The 22,663-nt window shown below is 63.4% G+C and carries 20 protein-coding genes and 1 pseudogene; 12 read left to right on the top strand and 9 right to left on the bottom strand.

From position 1 onward, the window contains the following. Positions 1–54 precede the first annotated feature (54 nt). Positions 55–1,191: an alpha-hydroxy acid oxidase gene (locus NMG80_RS18120; protein ID WP_254019355.1), complete on the top strand. Its 1,137-nt coding sequence runs from the start codon at positions 55–57 to the stop codon at positions 1,189–1,191. Positions 1,192–1,219: 28 nt separating this feature from the next. Further along, positions 1,220–1,993 carry a metallophosphoesterase gene (locus tag NMG80_RS18115; RefSeq protein WP_254019437.1) on the top strand — a complete coding sequence of 258 codons (774 nt, stop codon included), beginning with the start codon at positions 1,220–1,222 and terminating at the stop codon, positions 1,991–1,993. Between the two features lie 25 nt (positions 1,994–2,018). On the opposite strand, the gene NMG80_RS37055 is transcribed toward NMG80_RS18115, so the two are convergent. Both NMG80_RS37055 and NMG80_RS18110 read right to left on the bottom strand, forming a co-directional pair. Continuing rightward, positions 2,019–2,150 carry a hypothetical protein gene (locus NMG80_RS37055; protein ID WP_280951093.1) on the bottom strand — a complete coding sequence of 44 codons (132 nt, stop codon included), beginning with the start codon at positions 2,148–2,150 and terminating at the stop codon, positions 2,019–2,021. Positions 2,151–2,434: 284 nt separating this feature from the next. Beyond that, a complete protein-coding gene (locus tag NMG80_RS18110) occupies positions 2,435–3,133 on the bottom strand; it encodes a type 1 glutamine amidotransferase (RefSeq protein ID WP_254019436.1) in 699 nt (232 codons plus the stop codon). Between the two features lie 87 nt (positions 3,134–3,220). Here NMG80_RS18110 and NMG80_RS18105 point away from each other — a divergent pair, with 87 nt between their 5' ends. The 4 genes from NMG80_RS18105 (at position 3,221) to NMG80_RS18090 (ending at position 7,147) form a co-directional block, all read left to right on the top strand. Next, complete coding sequence (locus tag NMG80_RS18105) at positions 3,221–3,883, top strand: hypothetical protein (RefSeq protein ID WP_254019354.1); 663 nt, start codon at positions 3,221–3,223, stop codon at positions 3,881–3,883. A gap of 31 nt (positions 3,884–3,914) precedes the next feature. Continuing rightward, the gene (locus tag NMG80_RS18100; protein ID WP_254019353.1) at positions 3,915–4,649 is read left to right on the top strand and encodes a 16S rRNA (uracil(1498)-N(3))-methyltransferase; all 735 of its coding nucleotides are present in this window, start codon (positions 3,915–3,917) and stop codon (positions 4,647–4,649) included. Positions 4,650–4,798: 149 nt separating this feature from the next. Then, positions 4,799–6,172, top strand: a complete 1,374-nt coding sequence (locus NMG80_RS18095) for a glutamate--cysteine ligase (RefSeq protein ID WP_254019352.1) — start codon at positions 4,799–4,801, stop codon at positions 6,170–6,172. Between the two features lie 117 nt (positions 6,173–6,289). Then, complete coding sequence (locus NMG80_RS18090; RefSeq protein WP_254019351.1) at positions 6,290–7,147, top strand: DUF937 domain-containing protein; 858 nt, start codon at positions 6,290–6,292, stop codon at positions 7,145–7,147. A 164-nt stretch (positions 7,148–7,311) separates the two neighbouring features. Here NMG80_RS18090 and NMG80_RS18085 read toward each other — a convergent pair whose 3' ends face one another. After that, a complete protein-coding gene (locus NMG80_RS18085) occupies positions 7,312–7,602 on the bottom strand; it encodes a DUF1127 domain-containing protein (protein ID WP_254019350.1) in 291 nt (96 codons plus the stop codon). 253 nt (positions 7,603–7,855) lie between these two features. Between NMG80_RS18085 and NMG80_RS18080 the strand changes: the two genes are divergently transcribed. Beyond that, complete coding sequence (locus NMG80_RS18080) at positions 7,856–8,806, top strand: LysR substrate-binding domain-containing protein (RefSeq protein WP_254019349.1); 951 nt, start codon at positions 7,856–7,858, stop codon at positions 8,804–8,806. A 3-nt stretch (positions 8,807–8,809) separates the two neighbouring features. Here the strand turns inward: NMG80_RS18080 and NMG80_RS18075 are convergent, their stop codons facing one another. Continuing rightward, positions 8,810–11,023, bottom strand: a complete 2,214-nt coding sequence (locus tag NMG80_RS18075) for a putative bifunctional diguanylate cyclase/phosphodiesterase (protein WP_254019348.1) — start codon at positions 11,021–11,023, stop codon at positions 8,810–8,812. 114 nt (positions 11,024–11,137) lie between these two features. On the opposite strand from NMG80_RS18075, the gene xseA reads away from it, so the two are divergent. Further along, entirely contained in the window at positions 11,138–12,703 is a 1,566-nt protein-coding gene (gene xseA / locus NMG80_RS18070) for an exodeoxyribonuclease VII large subunit (RefSeq protein WP_254019347.1), read from the top strand. An 8-nt stretch (positions 12,704–12,711) separates the two neighbouring features. Then, a complete protein-coding gene (locus NMG80_RS18065) occupies positions 12,712–13,845 on the top strand; it encodes a DmpA family aminopeptidase (RefSeq protein WP_254019435.1) in 1,134 nt (377 codons plus the stop codon). Between the two features lie 85 nt (positions 13,846–13,930). On the opposite strand, the gene NMG80_RS18060 is transcribed toward NMG80_RS18065, so the two are convergent. The 5 genes from NMG80_RS18060 to NMG80_RS18040 all read right to left on the bottom strand — a co-directional run bounded on the left by NMG80_RS18060 (position 13,931) and on the right by NMG80_RS18040 (position 18,961). Further along, positions 13,931–14,170 (bottom strand): DUF768 domain-containing protein, encoded by a 240-nt coding sequence (locus tag NMG80_RS18060; RefSeq protein ID WP_254019346.1) that lies wholly within the window; start codon positions 14,168–14,170, stop codon positions 13,931–13,933. Between the two features lie 510 nt (positions 14,171–14,680). Beyond that, positions 14,681–15,436 carry an ATP-binding cassette domain-containing protein gene (locus NMG80_RS18055; protein ID WP_128175238.1) on the bottom strand — a complete coding sequence of 252 codons (756 nt, stop codon included), beginning with the start codon at positions 15,434–15,436 and terminating at the stop codon, positions 14,681–14,683. Next, on the bottom strand, positions 15,429–16,481 hold the full coding sequence (locus NMG80_RS18050) for an ABC transporter permease subunit (RefSeq protein ID WP_254019345.1): 1,053 nt from the start codon (positions 16,479–16,481) through the stop codon (positions 15,429–15,431). Before NMG80_RS18050 ends, NMG80_RS18055 begins: the two co-directional genes overlap by 8 nt. Before the next feature lie 96 nt (positions 16,482–16,577). After that, positions 16,578–17,558 carry an ABC transporter substrate-binding protein gene (locus tag NMG80_RS18045; RefSeq protein ID WP_254019344.1) on the bottom strand — a complete coding sequence of 327 codons (981 nt, stop codon included), beginning with the start codon at positions 17,556–17,558 and terminating at the stop codon, positions 16,578–16,580. A 497-nt stretch (positions 17,559–18,055) separates the two neighbouring features. Continuing rightward, on the bottom strand, positions 18,056–18,961 hold the full coding sequence (locus NMG80_RS18040; RefSeq protein WP_254019343.1) for a sugar-binding transcriptional regulator: 906 nt from the start codon (positions 18,959–18,961) through the stop codon (positions 18,056–18,058). 282 nt (positions 18,962–19,243) lie between these two features. Here NMG80_RS18040 and NMG80_RS18035 point away from each other — a divergent pair, with 282 nt between their 5' ends. The 3 genes and pseudogenes from NMG80_RS18035 to NMG80_RS37895 all read left to right on the top strand — a co-directional run. Beyond that, a complete protein-coding gene (locus NMG80_RS18035; protein WP_254019342.1) occupies positions 19,244–20,149 on the top strand; it encodes a tagatose-bisphosphate aldolase in 906 nt (301 codons plus the stop codon). Positions 20,150–20,279: 130 nt separating this feature from the next. Further along, complete coding sequence (locus tag NMG80_RS18030; RefSeq protein ID WP_254019341.1) at positions 20,280–21,764, top strand: ROK family protein; 1,485 nt, start codon at positions 20,280–20,282, stop codon at positions 21,762–21,764. A gap of 307 nt (positions 21,765–22,071) precedes the next feature. Next, positions 22,072–22,663, top strand: a pseudogene (locus tag NMG80_RS37895) (GGDEF-domain containing protein); the annotation flags it as partial.

The raw sequence follows: 22,663 nt of genomic DNA, 5'->3' as shown, positions 1-22,663 counted from the left end.
CGCCGGCCAACACAATCAACGACGACGAATTAGCTGATAACCAGCGGGAAGCCCATGAGCATGATCCTCACCATCGCCGATCTCAAGGACCTGGCGCGCCGCCGCGTGCCGAAGATGTTCTTCGACTATGCCGATTCCGGTGGATGGACCGAAAGCACCTACCGGGCCAACGAGGAGGATTTCCAAAAGATCAAGTTCCGCCAGCGCGTACTGGTCGACATGAGCAACCGCTCGCTAGAATCGACAATGATCGGCGAGAAGGTGGCGATGCCGGTGGCGCTGGCGCCGACCGGCATGACCGGCATGCAGCACCCCAACGGCGAGATGCTGGCGGCGCAGGCGGCGGAGGAATTCGGCGTGCCGTTCACGCTGTCGACGATGAGCATTTGCTCGATCGAGGATGTCGCATCAGTGACCAAGAAGCCGTTCTGGTTCCAGCTCTATGTGCTGCGCGACAAGGATTTCGTCCTCAGTCTCATCGACAGGGCGAAGGCGGCGAAATGCTCGGCGCTGGTGCTGACGCTCGACCTGCAGATCCTCGGCCAGCGCCACAAGGATATCCGCAACGGGCTGTCGGCGCCGCCGCGCTTCACGCCGAAGCACATCTGGCAGGTGGCGAGCAGGCCGGGCTGGTGCGTTGGCATGGCCGGCACCAAGCGCCGGACCTTCCGCAACATCGTCGGCCACGCCAAGGGCGTCGGCGATCTCACCTCGCTTTCATCGTGGACCACGGAGCAGTTCGATCCGCATCTGTCGTGGAAGGACGTTGCCTGGATCAAGGAACGCTGGGGCGGCAAGCTGATCTTGAAAGGCATCCTCGACAAGCAAGACGCGCTGATGGCGGCCAAGACCGGCGCCGACGCGATCATCGTCTCCAATCATGGCGGACGCCAGCTCGACGGCGCGCCGTCGTCAATCTCAGTGCTGGAAGAGATCGCCGATGCGGTCGGCGACACGATCGAAGTGCATATGGATGGCGGCATCCGCTCTGGCCAGGACGTGCTGAAGGCGCTGTGTCTCGGCGCCAAGGGCACCTATATCGGCCGGCCTTTCCTCTACGGCCTCGGCGCGCTCGGCAAGGATGGGGTTACCAAAGCCTTGGAAATCATCCGCAAAGAGATGGACATAACGCTGGCACTGTGCGGAAAGCGTCTGGTAACCGAGATGGGCAAGGATCAGCTTCGGCGTTAGTGACGGCATGATCACGGAGATGGACGCATTGACTGCCCCCGGCATCCACTTCCTCGACGCGCGCGGACCGGAAGGCATGCGCATCTATGCGGTCGGCGACGTGCATGGCCGGCTCGACCTGCTCGCCGCCATGTACCGCCGGATCGCGGCCGAGATCCGCCAGGCGCGGCCGGCCGACTGGCGTGTCATCCATCTCGGCGACTATGTCGATCGCGGCCCGGACTCTAGGGGCGTCATCGATTTCCTGATCGAAGTGCGAAAACGCGACCCGCGCCACCTGATGCTCGCCGGCAACCACGACATCGGCTTCCTCGACTTCCTCGACACGCCCGATGCGGACGGGCTTTTCATGCGCTATGGCGGCATCCAGACCGCGCAATCCTATGGCGTGGCGCTCAATGAAGGCGGCGGCGCGTGGTTTGGCAGGTCCGAGGCGGCACTGCGGCAAGGCCATGCAGCACTTGTCGAGGCCGTGCCGAAAAGCCATATCGAGTTCCTGCAGTCGCTGCCGTTTTCACTGACGTTCGGCGACTTCTTCTTCTGTCATGCCGGCATCCGGCCAGGCATTGCGCTGGAAAGTCAGAGCAGCCAGGACCTGATCTGGATCCGCGATGTCTTCCACAACCATTCCGGCCTGCATCCAAAAATCGTGGTGCATGGCCACACGCCGGTGCCGGAGGCGGAAGTGATGGTCAACCGCGTCAATATCGACACGCTCGCCTACCAGACGGGAAACCTCAGCGCGCTCGTCGTCGACGGTGCCGACAAGCGTATCCTGGTGGTGTCAGGCGAGAGGGCCTAAAGGCGTCGCGCTTCAAGTCATTGCCTTAGCGAAGCGCGGCGGTGACGCCGTAGCCGTCGACAGCGTTGTGGTTGTTGGCTGCGTCGCCGGCATAGGTGCCGAGGCCGCACAAGACGATGGCCGACAACATGACAAAGGACAGAAGCGCTGCTTTCACGGACGTCATCTCTTGTTGAGCTTTCTGCATCTGTGCACGGGGCGGGTTACGAATGGGTTGAAACGGAAAATGCGTCTCAAGGTTTCGACGATTTCGCGCTTCTAGGCGGTTTCTGTATCGGCGATGTGTCGCGCGAGTGACCCAAAAGGTTCATCGCGTTGCACGGACGATGCAGAGCGGGTGCCTTCTAGAGTGGCGGGCGGCCACAAGCCAAGGACGAAACATGCTGTCCACAGCGGATTTTTACCGGCGTGCCAAATATGCAACGTCGGTACTGACTGCCGTCAGATCGTCGCCACCCAGGCGCGGGCGATGGCCAGCCCGGCGGCATCGGCATCCGCTCCGTGGCGGGCCATTTCGTCGTCGAGCCGGTCGCCCCAGTCCGGGTGCCGTTCGGCGATGAGCGATGCGAAGGATGTGCTCCAGTCGCGGACCATCGGCCGGTCCGCCTCGAAATGGAACTGAAAGCCATAGACGGCGCGGCCGATGCGAAACGCCTGGTTCTCGGCGATCTCGTTGCCGGCGAGCCGCACGGCGTTTTCGGGCAAGACAAAAGTGTCGTCGTGCCACTCGAAGATCGGAAAGTTTTCGGGCAGCGCAGCGAGCACCGGATCGGCCGTCGCCGCCGGCGTGAGCGAGACCTTGTGCCAGCCGAATTCCGAGGCGCCGCCGATCCGGTTCTCGCCGCCGAAGGCGCGCGCGACCAACTGGCTGCCAAGGCAGATACCGAGCACGGCGCGATCCTTGCCGGCGAAATCGCGCGTCAGGTCGAGCAACTCAGGAAAATACGGACAAATCTCGTCGTCCAGCGCATTCTGGGCGCCGCCGAGCACGATCATGGCGTCGTGCGCATCGCTGTCGTGCGGCAGCATCTCGCCACAATAGGGCCGGCGCAGATCGATATCGGCGCCTGCCTCGACAAGCGCCGCGCCGATCTGGCCAAGGCCCTCACTGTCGAAATTCTGGACCACCAGCACCCGCATCGAAAAACCTGCTGACATGAAAAAGATGTGACGAGCGATATCATGCCGCCGTCATTCCGGCCAAGACATGTATTCGGGGAGAAAACTATGCCACTGCAGAATCGGGTCGACCCGTTCGGCGTCATCCACGCCGTGCCGGAGCGCGGCCTGTTCATGGGCAATCGCGGCATCATCCATGACCTCGAAACGAAGACGCTGCTGAAAAAGCGCTGGGCGCTGCAGGCCTGGATCATCTGCGTCTGCGAATTCCGCGATGTGCGGCGCGAGCCGATGGGCCGCAACAGGAACGGTGGCAAAGCCGGCTGGACCGAATTGTTTTTCCTGGACGAGGTGACCGCGCTCTCGGCCGGGCATCGGCCCTGCTTCTTCTGCCGGCGCGAGCGGGCCAAGGATTTCGTCCGGCGCTTCGGCATTGCCTTCGGCATTGCCGAGCCGCGCGCTCCGCAGGTCGACAAGCGGCTGCATAGGGAGCGGCTGGCGTCGGGTGGGCAGGCACCGGTGGTAGTCGCAGAAGAGCTTGCCGGGTTGCCGGACGGCGCCATGGTTGCGGACGGCGGCAACGCCTATGCGATGCGTGGCGGCAAGGCACTGCGCTGGTCGTTCGCAGGTTACGGCGGTGGTGTGGGGGTCGATCCGGTCGGGTTCGGCGGTTTTGCCGGCCGTCGAATCCGCCTGCTTACGCCGACAACCACCGTTTCCGTGCTGAGGCAAGGCTACGAACCGGTTTGGCATCCCTCGGCCGAGACTTGACGCCAAGGTTTGGCTCGCCCATTCCTCGGCGATGCGCGCCAATTACAAGATACAACGGATATTCGTGCCGGACGACCTCAGGCCGGATATCGAAGTTGAGGCGAGCCCGCAGCAGGGCCATTACCTCTTGCATGTGCTGCGGCTCGGCGAAGGCGCCGAAATCCTGCTGTTCAACGGTCGCGACGGCGAATGGTCGGCGGCAATCGCCGCCAAGTCCAAAAAGGCGGTGCGGCTGAAGGTGCTGGCCTTGCAGCGGCCGCAGCCGCCGCTGCCCGATCTCGTCTACTGCTTTGCGCCGATAAAGCAGGGGCGGCTCGATTATCTGGTGCAGAAGGCGGTCGAGATGGGCGCCGGCGTCCTACAGCCGGTCGTTACCCAGCACACGCAAGTGGCAAAGCCCGGCATCGAACGCCTGCGCGCCAATGTCGTCGAGGCCGCCGAACAATGCGGCATCCTGGCGGTGCCGGAGGTGCGCGAAGCGGAAAAATTCGACCGCCTGCTGGCCGGCTGGGACAAGGAGCGGCGGTTGATCTTCTGCGACGAGGATGCTTCCACGAACAATCCGCTGCCGGCGCTGCAGGCGGTGCGGGAGAAGAGGCTCGGTCTGCTGGTCGGGCCCGAGGGCGGGTTTTCCGACGAGGAACGAAGGGTGCTGAGGACGCTGCCTTTCGTCACCGCCATTCCGCTCGGTCCGCGCATCCTGCGCGCCGACACGGCTGCGGTGGCGGCACTGGCGGTGATACAGGCCACAATCGGGGATTGGTGAGGCTCTTTCCTTCTCCCCTTGTGGGAGAAGGAAGATGCAGCGTCAATCAATTCCAGTTACCCTGTGGCTCAGGATTTTTCGCTTGATCGCCTACTGACATTTCGTCCATCTAGCGCCGGCGGTCGCCCGACCGCTGCAGAGGACTTGTTATGGCGCGCGACACAACCGATTTCCGGCCGATCGAAGGCGTCGACGAGCTTGTCGAGCACCTGGCCGAAGGCAACAAGCCGCGCGACAAATGGCGCATCGGCACCGAACACGAGAAATTCCCGTTCTATGTCGACGGCAATGCGCCGGTCCCCTATGGCGGCGAGCACGGCATCCGCGCCATTCTCGAAGGCATGCAGGAAAAACTCGGCTGGGATCCGATCATGGATGCTGGCCGCATCATCGGCCTGGTCGAGCCGACCGGCCGGGGCGCGATTTCGCTGGAACCAGGCGGCCAGTTCGAACTGTCCGGCGCGCCGCTGGAGACGATTCACCAGACTTGCCGCGAGGGCAATGCGCATCTGGCGCAGGTACGCGAGATCGCCGAGCCGATGGGCATCCGTTTCCTCGGCCTCGGCGGCAGCCCGAAATGGTCATTGGCCGAGACGCCGAAAATGCCAAAGTCGCGCTACGAGATCATGACGCGCTATATGCCCAAGGTCGGCACCAAGGGCCTCGACATGATGTACCGCACCTGCACCATCCAGGTGAATCTCGACTTCGAGAGCGAGGCCGACATGCGCCGCAAGATGCAGGTGTCGCTGAAGCTGCAGCCGCTGTCGACGGCGCTGTTCGCCAACTCGCCGTTCACCGAGGGCCGGCCCAACGGATTTCAGAGCTGGCGCGGCGACATCTGGCGCGACACCGACAACCAGCGCTCGGGCCTGCTCGACTTCTGTTTCTCGCCCGATTTCGGCTTCGCCGATTATGTCGAATGGGCGCTCGACGTGCCGATGTACTTCGTCATCCGCGACGGCCACTACCACGACATGACGCACGTTACCTTCCGCCAGTTCATGGCGGGTGCGGCCCGCAACGAGATTTCTGACGGGCTGCCGACGATGGGCGATTGGGCGAACCATCTGTCGACGCTGTTCCCCGACGTGCGACTGAAGCGTTTCCTTGAAATGCGCGGCGCCGATGGCGGGCCGTGGCGGCGCATCTGCGCGCTGCCGGCCTTCTGGGTCGGGCTGCTCTATGACGCGGCGGCGCTCGACGCGGCCGAAGCGCTGACCTCGAGCTGGAGCTATGAAGAAGTGCTGGCGATGCGCAACGCCGTGCCGGAACAGGGCATTTCGGCGCCGTTCCGCAACACGACGCTGCGTGAGATCGCCCGCGACGTGCTCGTCATCTCGCGCATGGGGCTGAAGAACCGCGGCCGGAAGAACCGCGACGGCTACGACGAAACTTCGTTCCTCAGCACGCTGGACGAAGTCGTCGCGCGCGGCACCACCAGCGCCGAGGAGCTGCTCTCCGCCTATCATACGCGCTGGGGTGGCTCGATCGAGCCGGTGTTCATGGAGTATGCGTATTAGCCGTTTGCTATCGGCTTGGCCGACAGCTCTGGAAAAACGCGCTTTCCGAAAATCGATTCCGATTTTCGGGCCGATGCGGTAGGCTCTCCTACGAGGATTTCCCGGAGGAGAAAACCAATGCCTTCCTTGTTCGATATTCTGGCGCAGGCGCAGAACGGCAGCGGCATGCAGGCCCTGGCCCAACAGTTCGGGCTTTCGCAGCAGCAAGCGCAATCGGCGGTCGAGGCGCTGCTGCCGGCCTTTTCACAGGGGCTGAAGCGCAGCACCTCCGACCCCTATGGGCTCGGCGCCTTCATGACGGCGATGGCCAGCGGCCAGCACGCGAAATATTTCGAAGACGCAGGCCGTGCCTTCTCGCCGCAGGGCGTCGATGAAGGCAACGGCATTCTTGGCCATCTGTTCGGCTCGAAGGACCTGTCCCGCGCCGTTGCCAGCCAGGCTGCGCAGGCGAGCGGCGTCAGCCAGCAGATCTTGCAGCAGATGCTGCCGGTCGTGGCTTCGATGATGATGGGCGGCCTGTTCAAGCAGACCACAAATCAGATGCAGGCAGCAGGCGGATTCGGCGGCGGCAGCAATCCGCTCGGCGAGATCATCGAGCAGATGATGCGGCAAGCCGGCGGCGCGCAGGCGCCGGCACCGCAACAGCGCCAGGCGCCGCAGCCCGGCCCGATGGACAATCCGTTCGGCAAGGTGCTGCAGGACATGTTCGGCGGCACGCAGCAGCCGCAGCAGACATCAAGCCCCTATGGCGACAATCCGCTCGGCAAGGTGCTGCAGGATATGTTCGGCGGCGGCGCGCAACAGCCGCAGCGCCAGGCGCCGCAGCCGCAGACCAATCCGAGCGGCAGGCCACGCAATCCGTTCGACGATTTGTTCGGCAAGATGTTCGAGGCGGGCGCGCAGCAGCGTGACGATTACCAGAAGGGCATGGAATCTATCTTCGATCAGTTCAAGCGAGGCATGGAACGGCGCTAAACCGATCAGGCGGCCGCAACCTGATCTTGAGCGCCACCCAAAAAAATGCCCGATCCTTGGGAGGACCGGGCAGCGTGCAGGCGGGCCGGCGGGGAACCGGCAGGGAGTGGGAGCCTGCGAAATCCTATAGCGCCGTGCGCCCCAAGGGCGCGCCACCAGCCCGATCAGGTCACCTTGCGGGCAATATCCTCGATCGTGTCTGTGCGATCGGCCGCAATAACGCGAAGCCTCTCGGTTGGATCGCGGCCAAACGGCACGTCGATGGCGACGTGGAGATCGGCGCGCGTCAAGCCGATGTCGGCGAGTTCGGCGTCCGACATCTCGCCAAGGCGATAGAAGGCGCGGCGGTTTTTCCAGGCGCGATATACGTTAGAGATGGTGTTGACCACGCGCGTCGCAATAGCCGGACGCGACGTGATGCGCGAAGTCTCGGTGGCGAAATCAAACGTAGCCATGTCAGTCTCCTTCATTCAAACGGGCGAAGACGGGTGATCGGCGCTGGCAACAGCGGCCGTTCCAGTCCCGATCCACTTAGAAGGTGCATGTCGTTGCCCTAAAATCGATGACCACCTCGGCGATCCCGAGGGCAAGCTTTTAGGCGACATGCATTGCCTTCATGTGGACAATGGAGAATTTGCCATCGCCCGATTGATTTATCCAACGAATGTTTTTAATCTTTAGCATCAACATCAGTGATGGATAAGACCGATGAAAGCGCCACTCGATCTCGATCAGTTGCAGACCTTCGTCTCGATCGTCGACACCGGCAGCTTCACCCGCGCGGCGGAAGCGGTGCATCGGACACAGTCGGCGGTGTCCATGCAGATGCGCCGGCTGGAGGAACGGATCGGCAAGCCGCTGTTCGAAAAGGACGGGCGCACCAACAGGTTGACCGAGGAAGGCGACAGGCTGCTCTCCTACGCAAGACGGCTGCTGTTCCTCAATCGGGAAACGCTGGCCGCCTTCGATGACCGGCGGCTCGAAGGCACGATCCGCATCGGCACCCCGGACGACTATGCCGATCGCTTCCTGCCCGAGATCATGGCCCGCTTCGCCCGCTCCAACCCACGTGTCGAACTGACCGTCATCTGCGAGCCGACGCCGGGGCTGGTCGAGCATATCAAGCGCGGCAATCTCGATCTGGCGCTGGTGACGCATAGTGACGCGCACGGCCAGTCGGAAGTGGTGCGGCGCGAACCGCTGCTGTGGGTGACTTCAGCCAACCATGCGACGCATGAACAGGAAGTTCTGCCAATGGCCTTCGGCCGGCCGAACTGCATCTGGCGGCGGGCCGCGGTCGACGTGCTCGACCGGCAGAACCGCGACTACCGCATCCTGTTCACCAGCTTCTCGGCAACCGTCATCACCGCCGCGGTGCTTTCCGGCCTGGCAATCTCGGTGCTGCCGGAATGCGCGCTGCGCCCCGGCATGCGGGTGCTGGGCGATGCCGACGGGTTCGGCGTCCTGCCCGATTGCCGGATCGGCATCATGCGCGGCCAGACGTCGCGGCCGGAAATCGTCGACGCGCTGGCCCGTCACATTTCGGAAAGCCTCGACAATATTTCCGTGCCGCTCGGCGAAGAGACGGGAAGCTTCGACTTCGCAGCCTTTTCGAAGATGAAGCGGACCAAGCCGAACCAGATCGTGCCGGGCTGGTAAGGATCAGGCGGAAACTGCTGCCGGCGTGTTGTCCTTGCCAGGCAAAAGGCCGGCCAGGCGCAGCAATTGCGCCGGCTCCAGCGGCAGCGACAGCAGATGGCCTTGAAACTCTCGGCAGCCCATGGCGACGAGCAGCGCCTTTTGCTCCTCGGTCTCCAGGCCTTCCGCAGTGACGCCGACGTTAAGAGCGTCGGCAAGATCGACCAGCGCCCTGACGATCGCCTCCGAACTCTCGTCGCGGCCGAGGAGGTTCACGAAGGAGCGGTCGATCTTGAGCTTGTCGATGGCGTGGCGGCGCAAATAGTTCAGCGACGAATAGCCGGTGCCGAAATCGTCGAGCACTATGGCGATCCCCGACTGGCGCAAGGCGGCCAGAGCCGCCCTGGTCGTATCGTTGTTGTCCAACAGCACGCCCTCGGTGATCTCGAGCTGAAGGCGCCCTGGCGCCAATCCGGTCTCGGCGAGGACCGCCGCAAGTTGCTCGGCGAAACCGGCGTCGCGCAGTTGCAGCGGCGACACGTTGACGGCCACCCAAGGCAATTCGGTGCCGACAGCGAAGCGGCAAGCCTCTTGCAGCACCCATTTGCCAAGCTGGCCGATCATGCCACGTTCTTCGGCGATGGCGATGAATTGTGCTGGCGGCAAGCCACCATGGACCTCATGTCCCCAGCGGATCAGCGCCTCGGCACCGAGGATCGTGCTGCCGTCCGCCGCAAAGATCGGCTGATACGCAAGCTTGATCCCGGTTCCGCCATTCAGGGCAAGGCGGAGCTCGCTCTCAACCTGGCGCTTGCGCAACAGGAGGTCGTCCATGTCGCCGGCGAAAACCTGATAGCGGCCGCGGCCGTTCTTCTTGGCTTCGTAAAGCGCGATATCGGCCTTGCGCAGCAAGTCGTCCGCATCGGCATCAGGACCGGTCGACAATGCTATGCCGATGCTGGCGCTGACAAAAACCTGGTCGTCGGCCAGCTTGAACGGCTCCTGCAGCTTTTGAAGCAGACCCTCCGAAACATCTTCGGCGCCTCGGATGTCGTTAACATCGATGAGGATCATGGCGAACTCATCGCCGCCGAGCCGTGCCACCGTGTCGACCTCGCGGATTGCCTGCTGGAGCCTTGCGGCGGTCTGGCGGACAAGCTCGTCGCCGGCAGGATGGCCAAGCGTGTCGTTGACGTGCTTGAAACGGTCGAGGTCGAGATAAAGCAGTGCCACTTTGGCTGTTTCGTGACTGGCCGTGAGCAAAGCGCGCCGGAGCCGGTCCTCGAACAGCGCCCGGTTGGGAAGGCCGGTGAGCGTGTCGTGGAAGGCGAGATACTGCGCCTCGGCCTGACTGGTCTGTAGCGCCGACGATGGACGGCGGAGGCGGCGCAGCAGGAATGCCAGGACACCTGCCGCGAGCAGCGCGCCACCGATCAGGGCCGGGCCTGCCTTGCGCACCAGCGCGCTGCCGGGCCGCTCCTGATCCCAGCCGGCATAAGCCAGGATGACGCCGCGTGAGTCGACCAGCGGAATGGCAGCCTCGCCGACCGCCTGCGACAACGGCAGCAGGCGGGCGCCCGCCAACAGATATTGCCCGGCGATCTTGGCCAGCAGCGCGTCGGTGATGAAATCCACCGAGATATGCAGGTATTCGCTGCCAGGCGCCTGGATGACGCGGTCGGAACTTGGGAGCAGCGGCATGATGCTGAGGATGGCAGGTTTTCCGTCAAGCTCCACCAGATCCCCTGCGGCCAATTTGACCGGATCGCCGGCCAGGCTTTCTTTCGCCGGATCACGGATCAACCGGCGCACCCTTTCGACGGTGGGCAACAGAACCGGTTCATCCTCGCTGTAACTCGCCGGCGCCAGCACGTTTCCTTCACGCATCGCATGGATCGGCCGATCGGCGGCATCCAGTACATAGACCCGATCATGCCCATAGTAGGAATACATCCAGACACTGATGTTATCGACCATCCAGAGCTCGTTGCCGGCCTTGGCATTGATGACGGAATCGTCCCAGATGGCGATGCTTTCCTGCTCGCGATCCACCGCCGCGATCCGGTCCCGCATGCCGTTGGCGAAAAGGATTTTCTGCCGCTCAAGCGAGACGCTATCCGCCTGCACAGCGGCGTAAAAGCCAAAGCCGACGACCATAGCCAGCGCGAAAATGGCAAGCGCCATCACCGTCAGCGTGACCTGGAACGTTAATGGGCTGTGTTGAAGGCGACGGCTCATGCGTCCTGCCACTCTCTTTTCCGCACAGTCATCAGATCGGGTTAAGATCGGGTTATGACGCCAGCTATGAGCGACGGCCTTGACGCCGGCCAACAACCGCCCCCCAATCGGCCAATGAGCGACGCAGCATCCGAATCACGTACCAACGCCACCGAATACACGGTCAGCGAGATTTCCGGCGCGCTGAAGCGCACGGTCGAGGACGTTTTCGGCAATGTGCGGGTGCGCGGCGAAATATCAGGCTATCGCGGACCGCATTCCTCCGGCCATGCCTATTTCTGCCTCAAGGACGACCGCGCACGGCTCGACGCCGTGGTCTGGAAGACCACGATGAACCGGTTGAAATTCCGCCCCGAAGAAGGCATGGAGGTGATCGCCACCGGCCGGCTCACCACCTATCCCGGAAAGTCCACCTACCAGATCGTCATCGACAATCTGGAGCCGGCCGGCGCCGGGGCGCTGATGGCGCTGCTGGAGGAGCGCAAGCGCCGGCTGCAGGCCGAAGGCCTGTTCGATGCCGGCCGCAAGCGCTTGCTGCCGTTCATGCCGCGCGTCATTGGCGTCGTCACCTCGCCGACAGGCTCTGTCATCCGCGACATCATCCACCGGATCAAGGACCGGTTTCCGCTGCATGTGCTGGTCTGGCCGGTGCGGGTGCAGGGCGAAACGGCAGGCGCCGAAGTGACTGCCGCCGTCAACGGCTTCAACGCGCTGGCGCTGGATGGCGCCATCGCGCGCCCCGACCTGCTGATTGTGGCGCGCGGCGGCGGCAGCCTCGAGGACCTTTGGGGGTTCAATGACGAGGCGCTGGCCCGCGCCGTCGCCGCCTCGCGCATTCCGGTGATCTCCGCCGTCGGCCATGAAACGGACTGGACGCTGATCGACCTGGCGGCGGATGTGCGGGCGCCGACACCGACGGGTGCCGCCGAAATCGCCGTGCCCGTGCGCGCCGACCTCGAAGTAACGCTTGCCAGTCTTGGCGCGCGGCTCAAGGCCGCGGTGTCGCGCAATTTCGAGCGCAAGCGCCAGGCGGTGCGTGCCGCCGCCCGGGCGCTGCCCTCGCCTGACCAGTTGCTGGCATTGCCACGCCGGCGTTTCGACGAAGCGACGAGCCGGCTTGGCCGGGCGCTGTCCGTCAGCGTCCAGCGCAAGCGAGCCAGGCTTCAGGCGCAGCGGCTGACGCCGGCCACTCTGTCGCGACGCATGAACGAGGCCCGCACGCTGGCCGGCCGCGACCTTGGCCGCGCGCAAGCGGCGTTCTTCGCCATCGTGCGCGAGCGGCGAACGCGGTTTTCGCGCACCGCGGCGCGGCTGTCGCCGGCTCCGCTCGCAAGGCGGCAGAAATTGAAGGCAGATGCCCTGGCTGCGCTGTCGCGGCGGCAGGACCGGGTGATTTCGGTGCGGCTCGAACGCTTGCGCGGCAAACTGACCCAGGCCGACCGGCTGCTGGCGACGCTGTCGCACAAGGCGGTGCTGGCGCGCGGCTTCGCCCTGGTGAAAGACGCCGACGGCGCGGTGATCAAGCAAGCGGCGGAAGTGGTGCCGGGGCTGGCACTTTCGCTGGAGTTCGCCGACGGGACCGCCGATGCGGTTGCGACCAGCGGTGCGGCAAGACCGAGAACTATTGCAAAGCCGGCCGCCAAAGCCAAGGAGCCTGGCAGTCAAGGCTCGCTGTTTTGAGGGCCATGATTTCCGGCAATCCACATCACCAGACGACGCCTTCCGGCAGGCCGCGCGCGCGAGCCTTCGGCATTAGCTTTGACGGCACGCCCGGACCGTTCAACGCCATCACCGATGTGGCTGGCGTTGCGGTCGGTTATTCGACGCTGATTTCGGGCGATGGTGCGCTGGTGGTCGGCAAGGGCCCGGTGCGCACCGGTGTGACCGCAATCCTGCCCAGACCGCGCGCCGAACTGGCCACACCGGTGTTTGCCGGCATTTTCGGCCAGAACGGCAATGGCGAATTGACCGGCTCGCACATCATCGAGGAGACCGGCGCCTTCAATTTGCCGATCACCATCACCAACACGCATTCCTGCGGCGTTTCACGCGACGGGACGCTGCGCTGGATGCAGCGCGTGCTGCCGGCCGCGCTCGACAGCGGCTGGGCGCTGCCGGTGGCGGCGGAAACCTATGACGGGTTCCTGAACGACATCAACGGCCACCATCTCAGGTTTGAGCATGTCGCCGCGGCCCTCGATGGCGCGACCAGCGGATCGATCGAGGAAGGCAGCGTCGGCGGCGGCACCGGCATGATCGCCTTCGGTTTCAAGGCAGGCTCCGGCACGGCATCGCGCATCGTCGAATGGCACGGCCGGCGCTACACGGTCGGCGCGTTCGTGCAGGCGAATTTCGGCAAGCGGAGCAATTTCACCATTCGCGGGTTGCGCGCCGGGCCCGATCTCATCGAACCGGCGATCCGCGAAAGCACGCCGCGCGCCGAAAAGGGCTCAATCATCGGGATCGTCGCCACCGATGCGCCGCTGCTGCCGCATCAGATGAAGCGCCTGGCTCGCCGGGCGCCGCTCGGCGTCGCCATGACCGGCGGCTTCGGCTATCATAGCTCGGGCGACATTTTCCTGGCCTTTTCGACCGCCAACCGCGAGGCGGCGCTGGCGCCGCCAGGCCTCATCGCCAGCGTCGATTTTATCCCGGATACCGACATCGACCCGTTCTTCGACGCCGTGATCGGGAGTGTGGAGGAAGCGATCCTCAATGCGCTGGTCGCCAATGACGACATGACCGGGCGCGACGGCAATTTCGTGCCGGCCATGCCGAAGGCATGGCTCAACGACAAATTCGGCGCGAGGCAGGAGCCATAAGGCTGCGTGGCGCGTCACACGCATCGCATAGGGCTTAGGATTGGCTGAGATTGCAAATAGTTGCCTCCCGGCCGTGTTCGGCATTTCACTCGGCAGACGAATTCGTTCCTTCCTCAGCCGCCTCTTCCAGCTTCGTTGCGATAAGCTCCTTGATATCGCCGACCTCTTCCTGGATATCCTCCAGCGGTATGCCGGCCTCAGCCGCCTTGGCGGCGCATTCTCTGGCGAGGGTTTCGGCCTGCTTCTCGATCCTGTCCGGCGAGGACTGGCAGTGGACCTTTTCGCCGATCCACTCCTGCAAGAACTCGATCGCGTGTTCGCTCATGCTTTTGTTCCCTGGCGGCTGCGCCGGTTGGTAATCATAAACGCCGGCATCCCCGAAAAGATGCACGCTCCTATTCCAACCGAGTCGTCGTCACCCGGCAAGCCGATCTTGCCCAAGCTCCACAGGGCTGACGGGCATCGAAGGTTCAAGGAGTACATTCTAATTCTTGAGGAGATTCTATTTTCCTGAGGAGACTGGCACCGTTGGCTGGGATCATGTCCCGGATCGCGCCGTTGTTTCTACTTGTTATTTTCCGGTATTCCAGTCAATTTGTATGACAAAAAGTGTCACATACGTGGCACGTCTGCGGCGCCATTCGCTGCGCGACCCTAGGCTACGTGGCCAAAGCCGCCGCTATATAGTGACATCCTCAGGCAATGTCGACTCTGCTCGCCATCCTGCTTCTTTCCGCCGCGCCGGCGCATCTGGATGGCATTTTGTCATCGTCGGGGGCGAGCATATTTCGCCGGAGATCGGGCGGGCGCATTGAGATGCTGGGCGGCTAATGCATTAGCCGCCAACCATGAGCTTGACGACTTCGTCATGGTTGGTTTCTGAGATCTTGCGCTCGCCGGCCTGGATGCCGCGACGCAGCACGACGATGCGGTCGGAAACGGCGAAAATGTCCTGCAGATTGTGCGAGATGAAGATCACGCCCCGGCCTTGTGCCTTGAGCTGGTGGATGAGCGAGATGACCTTGCGCTGCTCCGGCACGCCGAGGGCCGCGGTCGGTTCGTCCATGATCAGGATCTGCGCGTCCCAATAGACGGCCCGGCCGATGGCAACGGCCTGCCGTTGACCGCCGGAGAAATTGCTGACCGGGGCGTCGAGCCGGCTGACATGGAAATCCAGCCGCCCCATGGTCTGCTTGGCGGCGACGGCCATCGCCTTGCGGTCGAGCACCGGCAAGAATCCGAAGGCCTTGCGCATGGGTTCACGGCCGAGAAAGATATTGGCGCCGATGGACAGATTGTCGGCGAGAGCGAGATCCTGATAGATGGTCTCGATGCCTTTTTCGCGCGCCTCCTGCGGCGTCGCGAACGTCACCGGCTGCCCTCTCAGCAGAATTTCACCGCCGGTCGGCTGGAAGACGCCCGATATCGCCTTGATCAGCGTCGTCTTGCCGGCGCCGTTGTCGCCGGCCAGCGCCACCACTTCGCCCGGCCGCACGGCCATGGAGAAATCGTTCAGCGCCTGCACCGCGCCGAAATGCTTCGAAAGGTGCCGGACTTCGAGAAGCGGGGCGGTTTGTTCGGAACTATTCATCCTGGCGAGCTCCACTGAACCGGCGCTGCGCCTGGTCGATAAGGACGGAGATGATGATGACGAGGCCGACGGCGATGAACTGCCAGAACGGCTCGACATTGACGAAAACCAGCCCGTATTGAATGACCGCGATGACCAAGGCGCCGGCGACCGTCCCGAAGATGGTGCCGGAGCCACCGAACAGGCTGGCGCCACCGATCACCACGGCTGCGACGCTGTCGAGCAGCAAGGGTTCGCCGGCCTGGGCGGCGCCGGCGGTGAAGCGCGCTGCATAGAGCGCGCCACCGAGGCCGGCGCACATCGCCGAAAGCACGTAGAGCCGCAGGATGTGGCCTCTGATGTCGATGCCGGCGCGGCGCGCCGCCTGCACATTGGCGCCGATGGCGTAGTTGTGCTGGCCGAACCGGGTCTGGCTCAGGATGTAGTGCATCACCACGACAAAGACGGCGGCAATGATGACGAGATAAGGCACGCCGTAGAACCTGCCGTTGCCAAGCAGCGCGAACCAGGAATTCTGGACCGGCACTGTCGTGCCGCCGGCCAGCAGGAAGGCAGCGCCGCGTGCCACGCCAAACATGCCAAGCGTGCCGATGAAGGGTGGAATTCTGAGGCGCGAGATCAGCAAGCCATTGATGACGCCAGGCACGCCGGCGACGATCACGGCCGCCAGAATGCCCAGCATCATGGCCAGAGGCACCGGCATGGCGGCGCCAGCCATATTTGTGGCGTGGGCGGCGACGACGGCGGCGAGACCCATGATGAAACCCAGCGAGAGGTCGATGCCTCCAGAAATGATGACGAAGGTCTGCCCGGTCGCCAGCAGCAACGGCGCCACGGCAAATATCGCAATGGACTGCACGTTGAACGGGTTGAGCACGAAGGTCGCGCCGAAGGAGAGCCTCGACCAGACCTCGAAACAGATGATCAGGCCCGCGAGGAACAGCCAGGCGCGTCCTTCGGCGACGCGTGCGAGCCAGCTCCTGGCCGGATCACCGTGATCCGCCTGAGGAGCGACATGCGTTTCGGTCGGCGATGTTGAAGTCATGAATGGTTCCGATCCGCAGAGCGGCCTCCGTCAAACAGGGTCGAAGAGACCCGGCGCAGGGCTCCTTCCGGCAGGCCGGAAGGAGCCTGGCTGGACTTATTCGGAATAGAGATACTTCGAGATGTTCGGGTCGGCGATGTTGGCCTTGTCCATGATCGTAAAGCCGGTGCCGATCGCAACCGGGATCGACTGGCCGGTCAGATGGGCATAGGCCGACACCACGCCGAAATAGCCGATTTCCGCGGGATGCTGGGCAATCGCCACGTCGACAAGGCCAGTGTTGATGTTATCGACAATGCTGGTCGGCGCGTCGAACGCCACGACCTTGACGGTGCCGGTCTGCCCGGCCTGCTGGACGCCATTCGCCGCGCCAAGCGCCGAGAACAGGTTTGCGCCGAACACCCCAACGAGATCGGGATTGCGCGCGAACACAGCCTGCAGTTGCGAGGCGGCCTTGTTGGCGTCGTTGTCGTTGAACTGGGTTTCGAGAACGGTGATGCCGGGATGGTTGGCCGCCATCTCCTTCTTAAAACCCTCTTCACGCTGGTCGGTGGTCGAAATGCCAGGCTTGACGTTCGAAACGTAAACCTTGCCCTTGTCGCCTATGGCCTTGGCCAATGCCCGCGCGGCGATCTCGCCGCCGAGAACGTTGTCCGAGGCGATATAGGACAGTGGGAAATCCGCCTCGCCGGCGCCGGTCTGGTAGACGCCGCTGCCTATGAAGGTGTCGACGGTGATCACCGGAATGCCGGCGTCATGGGCCTTGCGCAGGGGCTCGACCAATTGAACCTTGTCGGTCGGCGCGATCAGGATGGCGTCCGGCTTCTTGGCGATGACCGCGTCAAGCACCGGGACTTGCGTTACCGGATTGAAATCCGGGGCGCCCTGGAAAACCAGGGTCACGCCAAGGGCATCGGCTGCCGCCTGGGCTCCCTTGCGCATGGTGATGTAAAAGCCGTCGGTGGTAAGACCCGGAATAAGCGCAATGGTGAATTTTTTGTCCTGCGCCAGAGCGGGCGTGACCAGCGCCGCTGCGCAGATGGCGAGAGCCGCCAGGGCGGCAACAATCTTCTTCATAACATCCTCCTCATAATGTTGGCAGATTTTGCCGTTGCGATTCGTCCCGGCTATGTGAAGTGCTGGCGGCGAGAAGCGGGTTTCGCCTGCTTGCTGTCATGGGCAGCCTCCTCCCGAGCTCCCCCCAATTCGTTAGATCATTCGTTAGATCGGCCGTCGAAACCGACCAGCCTGATGCGCAGTCCTGTAACTAGCCTCGGCAAGGTTCAAGCAACAGCGCCGCTCGGCGCGTATGCACTCCTAGCCGCAAGGTTGTAACACTTTGCTGAAAGAAATTGCAACCTTGTATTTCCGGGATCGAAACGCCTTCAATCGGACAACATCTCCCTGCTCCGCAGAGCCCTCACGCAGACTATTGCCCCAACACTTTGCCGACACAACTGATGATTTCGTGCGGCGGCGGGCTCGCGAGCCGGGTTTGGTGTCCATCGGTCTTGGATCGATCAGCCGTGCCCGATGTCACGCATCGGCGTGCCCACAATTATCGGGGCCAACCATTAACGCGGCAAGAGAGCCTCGAGGATGGCCTGGGCCGTCTTCGTGTCCGTCACCAGAGCGTTGATAAGCCTGGCGCGGACGGCACCGATGATTGCCATCACCTTCTCCGGCGAGGCGGCAACGCCGATCACCAGGGGGACGGCTCGAAGCTGGGCCGGCGACATAGCGATCATCCGGCCCTCCCCCTCCCACGGGATGAGCGTGCCTTCGGCGTCAAAGTAATGGCGGATGACGTCTCCCGCCGCATGAAACAGGGCCTGTTCGCTCAGCGTCGCCGCGCTCGCTTCGGGCGGATTGATGGCATGGGGCAGGCCGATGCCGACGATTGCAACGTCGGTCCGGTCCCAAAGCGCGACGCTGTCGCGGATGGCCGCATCACCGAGGAAGACCTCACGCAATTCGGAGGACGGCAGATAGGGCGCATGTATGAAATGCGGCGTCCCGCCCAACTGTTCGGCGGCGAGCCGCACAAACTCGTTGATCTGAAAATGGGCCGCCTGCTGCTGCATGCCGCCGGTGGCGGCGACGGTAAGAACGCCGGGAATGCGCGGCAGGCCTGCCTGGATCACCTCGCGAATGGCTCGCCCCCAGCCAATGGCGACGACCGAGCCGGCCGTCAGTCCGGCTTGCTTGAGCAAGGCGCCGAGCGGCGCAGCGAGTGCCGTTAGCGCACCGGCTGCCGGCGTTTCGATGACCGCGGCGTCACGAAGCCCGAGTACCTCGACCAGTTGCGTGGTGATGCCTTCGGGGGCTGCAAGATCGAGAACTTCGATCCGCACGATGCCCTCTGCTCTCGCCCGCTGCAGGAGGCGCGATATGGTCGCGGTGGAGACGCCAAGCCGCCGCGCGATATCGACCTGCGACATATCAGCCTCATAGTGCAGTTTGGCGACCGTGTGCAGCATCGTCCGCGATGCTGCTGCATCTTGTGCGGGAGGGGCAGGCAGCTTGCAATTCCTTTCAGCAATGTGTTACAGACCCATCGACCGATGGGAGTTATCGCGCAAATCCGGCTGACTCGCAACGTGGGCTCGTTCCACGACAGATTGCGGGCCAAGGCCAATTTCTCGGTTCGACAGCGCAGCCAAGCGGCAAACCTCCTGCCGAGAGGCAGGTAAAAACTGAACCTTTCTTGTTTCCACGGATCTGCGCCTGGTGAATGGGCGCCAACATCGGACAGAAGACCCATGACAAAGATGACGACCGCAGAGTTGCGCGGCTACCAGCAGATATGCGGCAAGGACGGGGCCATGATGGCCATCGCCTGTGACCAGCGCGGCGGCATGCGAAGCTTGCTTGCGTCGGACCCTGAAGAACAGGCCAAGATCACCAACGACATGCTGGGCGATACCAAGTCGGACATCACGCGATACCTCGCCAGCCAGGCATCCTGCGTGCTGCTCGATCCGCTCTGCGCGGTGCCGCGGGTCGTCGATGAAGGGGTGCTGAGCCGCGATACGGCGCTGCTCATCGGCCTCGACGCTTCGGGCTTCGACGTCTCGCCCGCCGGTTACCGCCTGTCGCGCCTCGTTCCCGGCATCGGCGCGCGCCGCGTCCGCGAGCTCGGCGGTACCGGCGGCAAGATCATGGTCTATCTCAGGGCCGACAGGCCTGAGGCGAATGAGCACAATGTCGCCATTCTGCGCCAATGCATTGCCGATTTCGCGCAAGAGGACCTCCTGCTCGTCGTCGAGTTCCTGACCTATCAGCTCGAAGGGGAAAGCCTTGAAGACTATACGGCCAAGATCCCCTGGCTCGTCGAAGAGGGCACCCGGATTTCGCTGGAATGCGGGGCAAAGGTGCTCAAGCTTCCTTATCCCGGAACGCCGGAAGCCTGCGCCAGGATCAGCAGCATGGCTGGCGAGGTGCCATGGGCGGTCCTCTCCGCCGGCGTCAACCACGCAACATTCCTGGGCCAGGTCGAGATCGCGATGAGGAACGGCGCGTCAGGCGTCATCGCCGGCCGGTCGCTGTGGAAGGACTGCATCTCGCTTGACCGTGACATTCAGCGTGAAAGGCTTAAGACCATCGCGGTGTCGAGATTGCGCGAGCTTCAGGCGGTGATCGGAAATTACCGGCAGAAAGCCGCTTAGCACATGACAGGACGTCATGCCTCTGACCATGATCCCGAAAAGTGGGGACCGGTTTTCGGAGAAGATCATGGTCAAACAGCAAGATAGAGCCCCATTTCGAATTAGTCGAAATGGAACAGGCTCTAGTTCGATGGCCATAGGAATCGATATCGGCGGCACCAATCTGCGCGCCGCCCGTATTTCCGGCACCGGCGAAATCCTCGACCGAATTTCCGAGAAAAGCGCGCCGGACCCCGAACTCGTGCTGTCCCGGATCGCCGAAATGGTGCGCCGGCTTGATTCTCCCGCAGTCGCCGCCATCGGCATCGGCGTCCCCGGACGCGTCGATGCGCCGTCTGGCGCGGTCTTGTCCGGAGGCTATGTCAACCTCGCCTCGGTCTCCCTGGCGCAACGACTGGAAAGCCTGGCGGGCAAGCCGGTGGTGATCGACAATGATTGCAACATGGCACTGGTCACGGAAATGGCTCTCGGCGCCGCCAGAGGCCATGAAAGCATCGTCATGTTCACGATCGGAACCGGCATTGGCGGTGCCGTGGTCGAGGACCGGCGGATCGTCCGCGGCAGGGGGACGGCGGGGCAGCTCGGCCACATCACCGTCGACATGTCAGGCGAAGCGTGCGTCTGCGGCCGGCGCGGCTGCGTTGAAACCACCAGCTCAGGCACTGCACTCGGCCGGCACATCGCGCGGGCAGGCCTCGGTCCGGACGTTTCGGTCGATCAGCTTTTTGCCCGAGATGTAGGTGGCGATCCCTTGGCGCGCGGCGTGCTGGAAGCCTGGGCCGGGCCGCTGCGTGCGGCAATCGATACGACCGTGGCCATGTTCGCCCCTGACCTGGTGCTGCTCGGCGGCGGACTTGGCCTGGCGGCCCATCGGGCGCTTGCCAGGGCGCCTGCCCTGGCCCCGTGGTACCAATGCCCGGTGGAACCGGCGCAACTGGGCGACGACGCCGGCGTTATCGGCGCCGGTCTGCAAGCGCTCGCCGAGCAACCTGCAGTTGCACAGGCGCCAGTTGCACAAGCCTCGCCAGTGTCCTTGCCGACCGTCCGGCTCGATCGCGCCAGGCGCGCCGTGCCCGGCCGGCGTGCCGTGCTCGTCAACGGCATCCCCGCCAGCGGCAAAAGCACCGTCTCGCGCGGCATCGCCGAGCGCATGGGTTGGCCATTGCTCGCGCTCGATACGATCAAGAACCCGTTCCTCGAAGTGCTCGGCGGCGGCGATCGCGAATTCAACCGCATGCTCGGCCGCGCCAGTTACCAGTCCATCTGGTCAGTCGTCGGCGAGGCCCCGGCGGGCACCATATTTGTCGTCGACGCCTGGTTCGGCTTCCAGCCGCGCCAGGTGCTCGAGGATCACCTGCGCAGGGCCGGCGTCGAGCAGACCGCCGAGATCTGGTGCCATGCTCCCGGCGAGGTTCTGGCCGAGCGCTATCGCGCACGGCTCGACCAGCGTCCCGCCGGCCATCCCGGCGCGGCCTACATTCCCGAACTGACCGAACTGGCCAAGCGCGCCGAGCCGCTGCGGCGCGGACCGCTGTTTGACGTCGACACGACCAAACCGATCGCTTTCGACGCCATCGCACAGTGGCTGCGGGCGATGATTGCGGCTGACACATAGGCAGCGCGGCACTAAAGCGCGTCGCGTTCGAACGGATTCATGCGACGCTTTACGTTCTTGTTTGATGCATGTCGTTATCGCAAAACTGCCCGAGGGTATGCTTTTGCGCGACGTGCATGAAACAAGCCGGCGCCGAGCTCCTGAGGGCCAGCATGCTGCCGATCCATGTTCTCGATCATCCCACAAATGAGGAGGATCCATACAAAGGCCTCGCAGAGGCTGATACAAGCTGAGTAGTTAACCCGTCCTTCAGTGGGCTTGCATAAGCTTACGTTGCGAAGCGGCATGGAAGCGAACCGACTGGTCTATGGCCCCCAAGAAACAACACGCGCTGGAGGCCAGAATCCTCGGAGATCAGCTTGCTGATCTGAAGGCCGGTCTCTCCGTGTCAATGCCGATAAGCACTATCCTGTCAGCCCTGATTTTGACGGTGCAGGCCCTTTCTGGCGGAGGCTTCGCCGCCGCAATCTGGTTCCTGGTTGTCAATGCGATAAATGCCGCCCGCCTCGGACTCGCCCGTTATCAGCTAAAGGAGACCGGGCATCAGGACGATTTAACAGGGATTTCGCAGCGGCTTCGCTGGTTTGGCATCCTTGCTCTTCTGGCAGGGTTTGCCTGGTCCTTTCTTGCCGTCCTTACTGTTGGCTACACAACACCGCAAGCGCCGCTGCATCTGATTATTCTGGCCGGCATTTCAGCTGGTGCGGTTACATACGGCAGTTCATATGCCGCGGCAGCGACCAGCTTCATAACACCGCCGCTTCTGATCGCGGTGGGTTGCTTGTCGGCGAAAGGCAAGTTTGAGGATTACATTCTGGCTTTTGCGGTTCTGCTCTTCATCGGCGGCTTGGTTCGAGGCTCGTTTGTAGGGCAAGTCCGCTTCCGCGAAGGCAGCGGCT

Source organism: Mesorhizobium escarrei (genome assembly GCF_935825525.1).
Classification (GTDB): Bacteria; Pseudomonadota; Alphaproteobacteria; order Rhizobiales; family Rhizobiaceae; genus Mesorhizobium; species Mesorhizobium escarrei.
Note: the sequence above shows the minus strand (reverse complement) of the source record. Positions and strands in the feature narration are given on the sequence as shown.

Coding starts and splice junctions, on each gene's coding strand:
- NMG80_RS18120 (WP_254019355.1), top strand. CDS start 55: ATGAGCATGATCCTCACCATCGCCGATCTCAAGGACCTGGCGCGCCGC.
- NMG80_RS18110 (WP_254019436.1), bottom strand. CDS start 3,133: ATGCGGGTGCTGGTGGTCCAGAATTTCGACAGTGAGGGCCTTGGCCAG.
- NMG80_RS18105 (WP_254019354.1), top strand. CDS start 3,221: ATGCCACTGCAGAATCGGGTCGACCCGTTCGGCGTCATCCACGCCGTG.
- NMG80_RS18100 (WP_254019353.1), top strand. CDS start 3,915: ATGCGCGCCAATTACAAGATACAACGGATATTCGTGCCGGACGACCTC.
- NMG80_RS18095 (WP_254019352.1), top strand. CDS start 4,799: ATGGCGCGCGACACAACCGATTTCCGGCCGATCGAAGGCGTCGACGAG.
- NMG80_RS18090 (WP_254019351.1), top strand. CDS start 6,290: ATGCCTTCCTTGTTCGATATTCTGGCGCAGGCGCAGAACGGCAGCGGC.
- NMG80_RS18085 (WP_254019350.1), bottom strand. CDS start 7,602: ATGGCTACGTTTGATTTCGCCACCGAGACTTCGCGCATCACGTCGCGT.
- NMG80_RS18080 (WP_254019349.1), top strand. CDS start 7,856: ATGAAAGCGCCACTCGATCTCGATCAGTTGCAGACCTTCGTCTCGATC.
- NMG80_RS18075 (WP_254019348.1), bottom strand. CDS start 11,023: ATGAGCCGTCGCCTTCAACACAGCCCATTAACGTTCCAGGTCACGCTG.
- xseA (WP_254019347.1), top strand. CDS start 11,138: ATGAGCGACGCAGCATCCGAATCACGTACCAACGCCACCGAATACACG.
- NMG80_RS18060 (WP_254019346.1), bottom strand. CDS start 14,170: ATGAGCGAACACGCGATCGAGTTCTTGCAGGAGTGGATCGGCGAAAAG.
- NMG80_RS18055 (WP_128175238.1), bottom strand. CDS start 15,436: ATGAATAGTTCCGAACAAACCGCCCCGCTTCTCGAAGTCCGGCACCTT.
- NMG80_RS18050 (WP_254019345.1), bottom strand. CDS start 16,481: ATGACTTCAACATCGCCGACCGAAACGCATGTCGCTCCTCAGGCGGAT.
- NMG80_RS18045 (WP_254019344.1), bottom strand. CDS start 17,558: ATGAAGAAGATTGTTGCCGCCCTGGCGGCTCTCGCCATCTGCGCAGCG.
- NMG80_RS18040 (WP_254019343.1), bottom strand. CDS start 18,961: ATGCTGCACACGGTCGCCAAACTGCACTATGAGGCTGATATGTCGCAG.
- NMG80_RS18035 (WP_254019342.1), top strand. CDS start 19,244: ATGACAAAGATGACGACCGCAGAGTTGCGCGGCTACCAGCAGATATGC.
- NMG80_RS18030 (WP_254019341.1), top strand. CDS start 20,280: ATGGCCATAGGAATCGATATCGGCGGCACCAATCTGCGCGCCGCCCGT.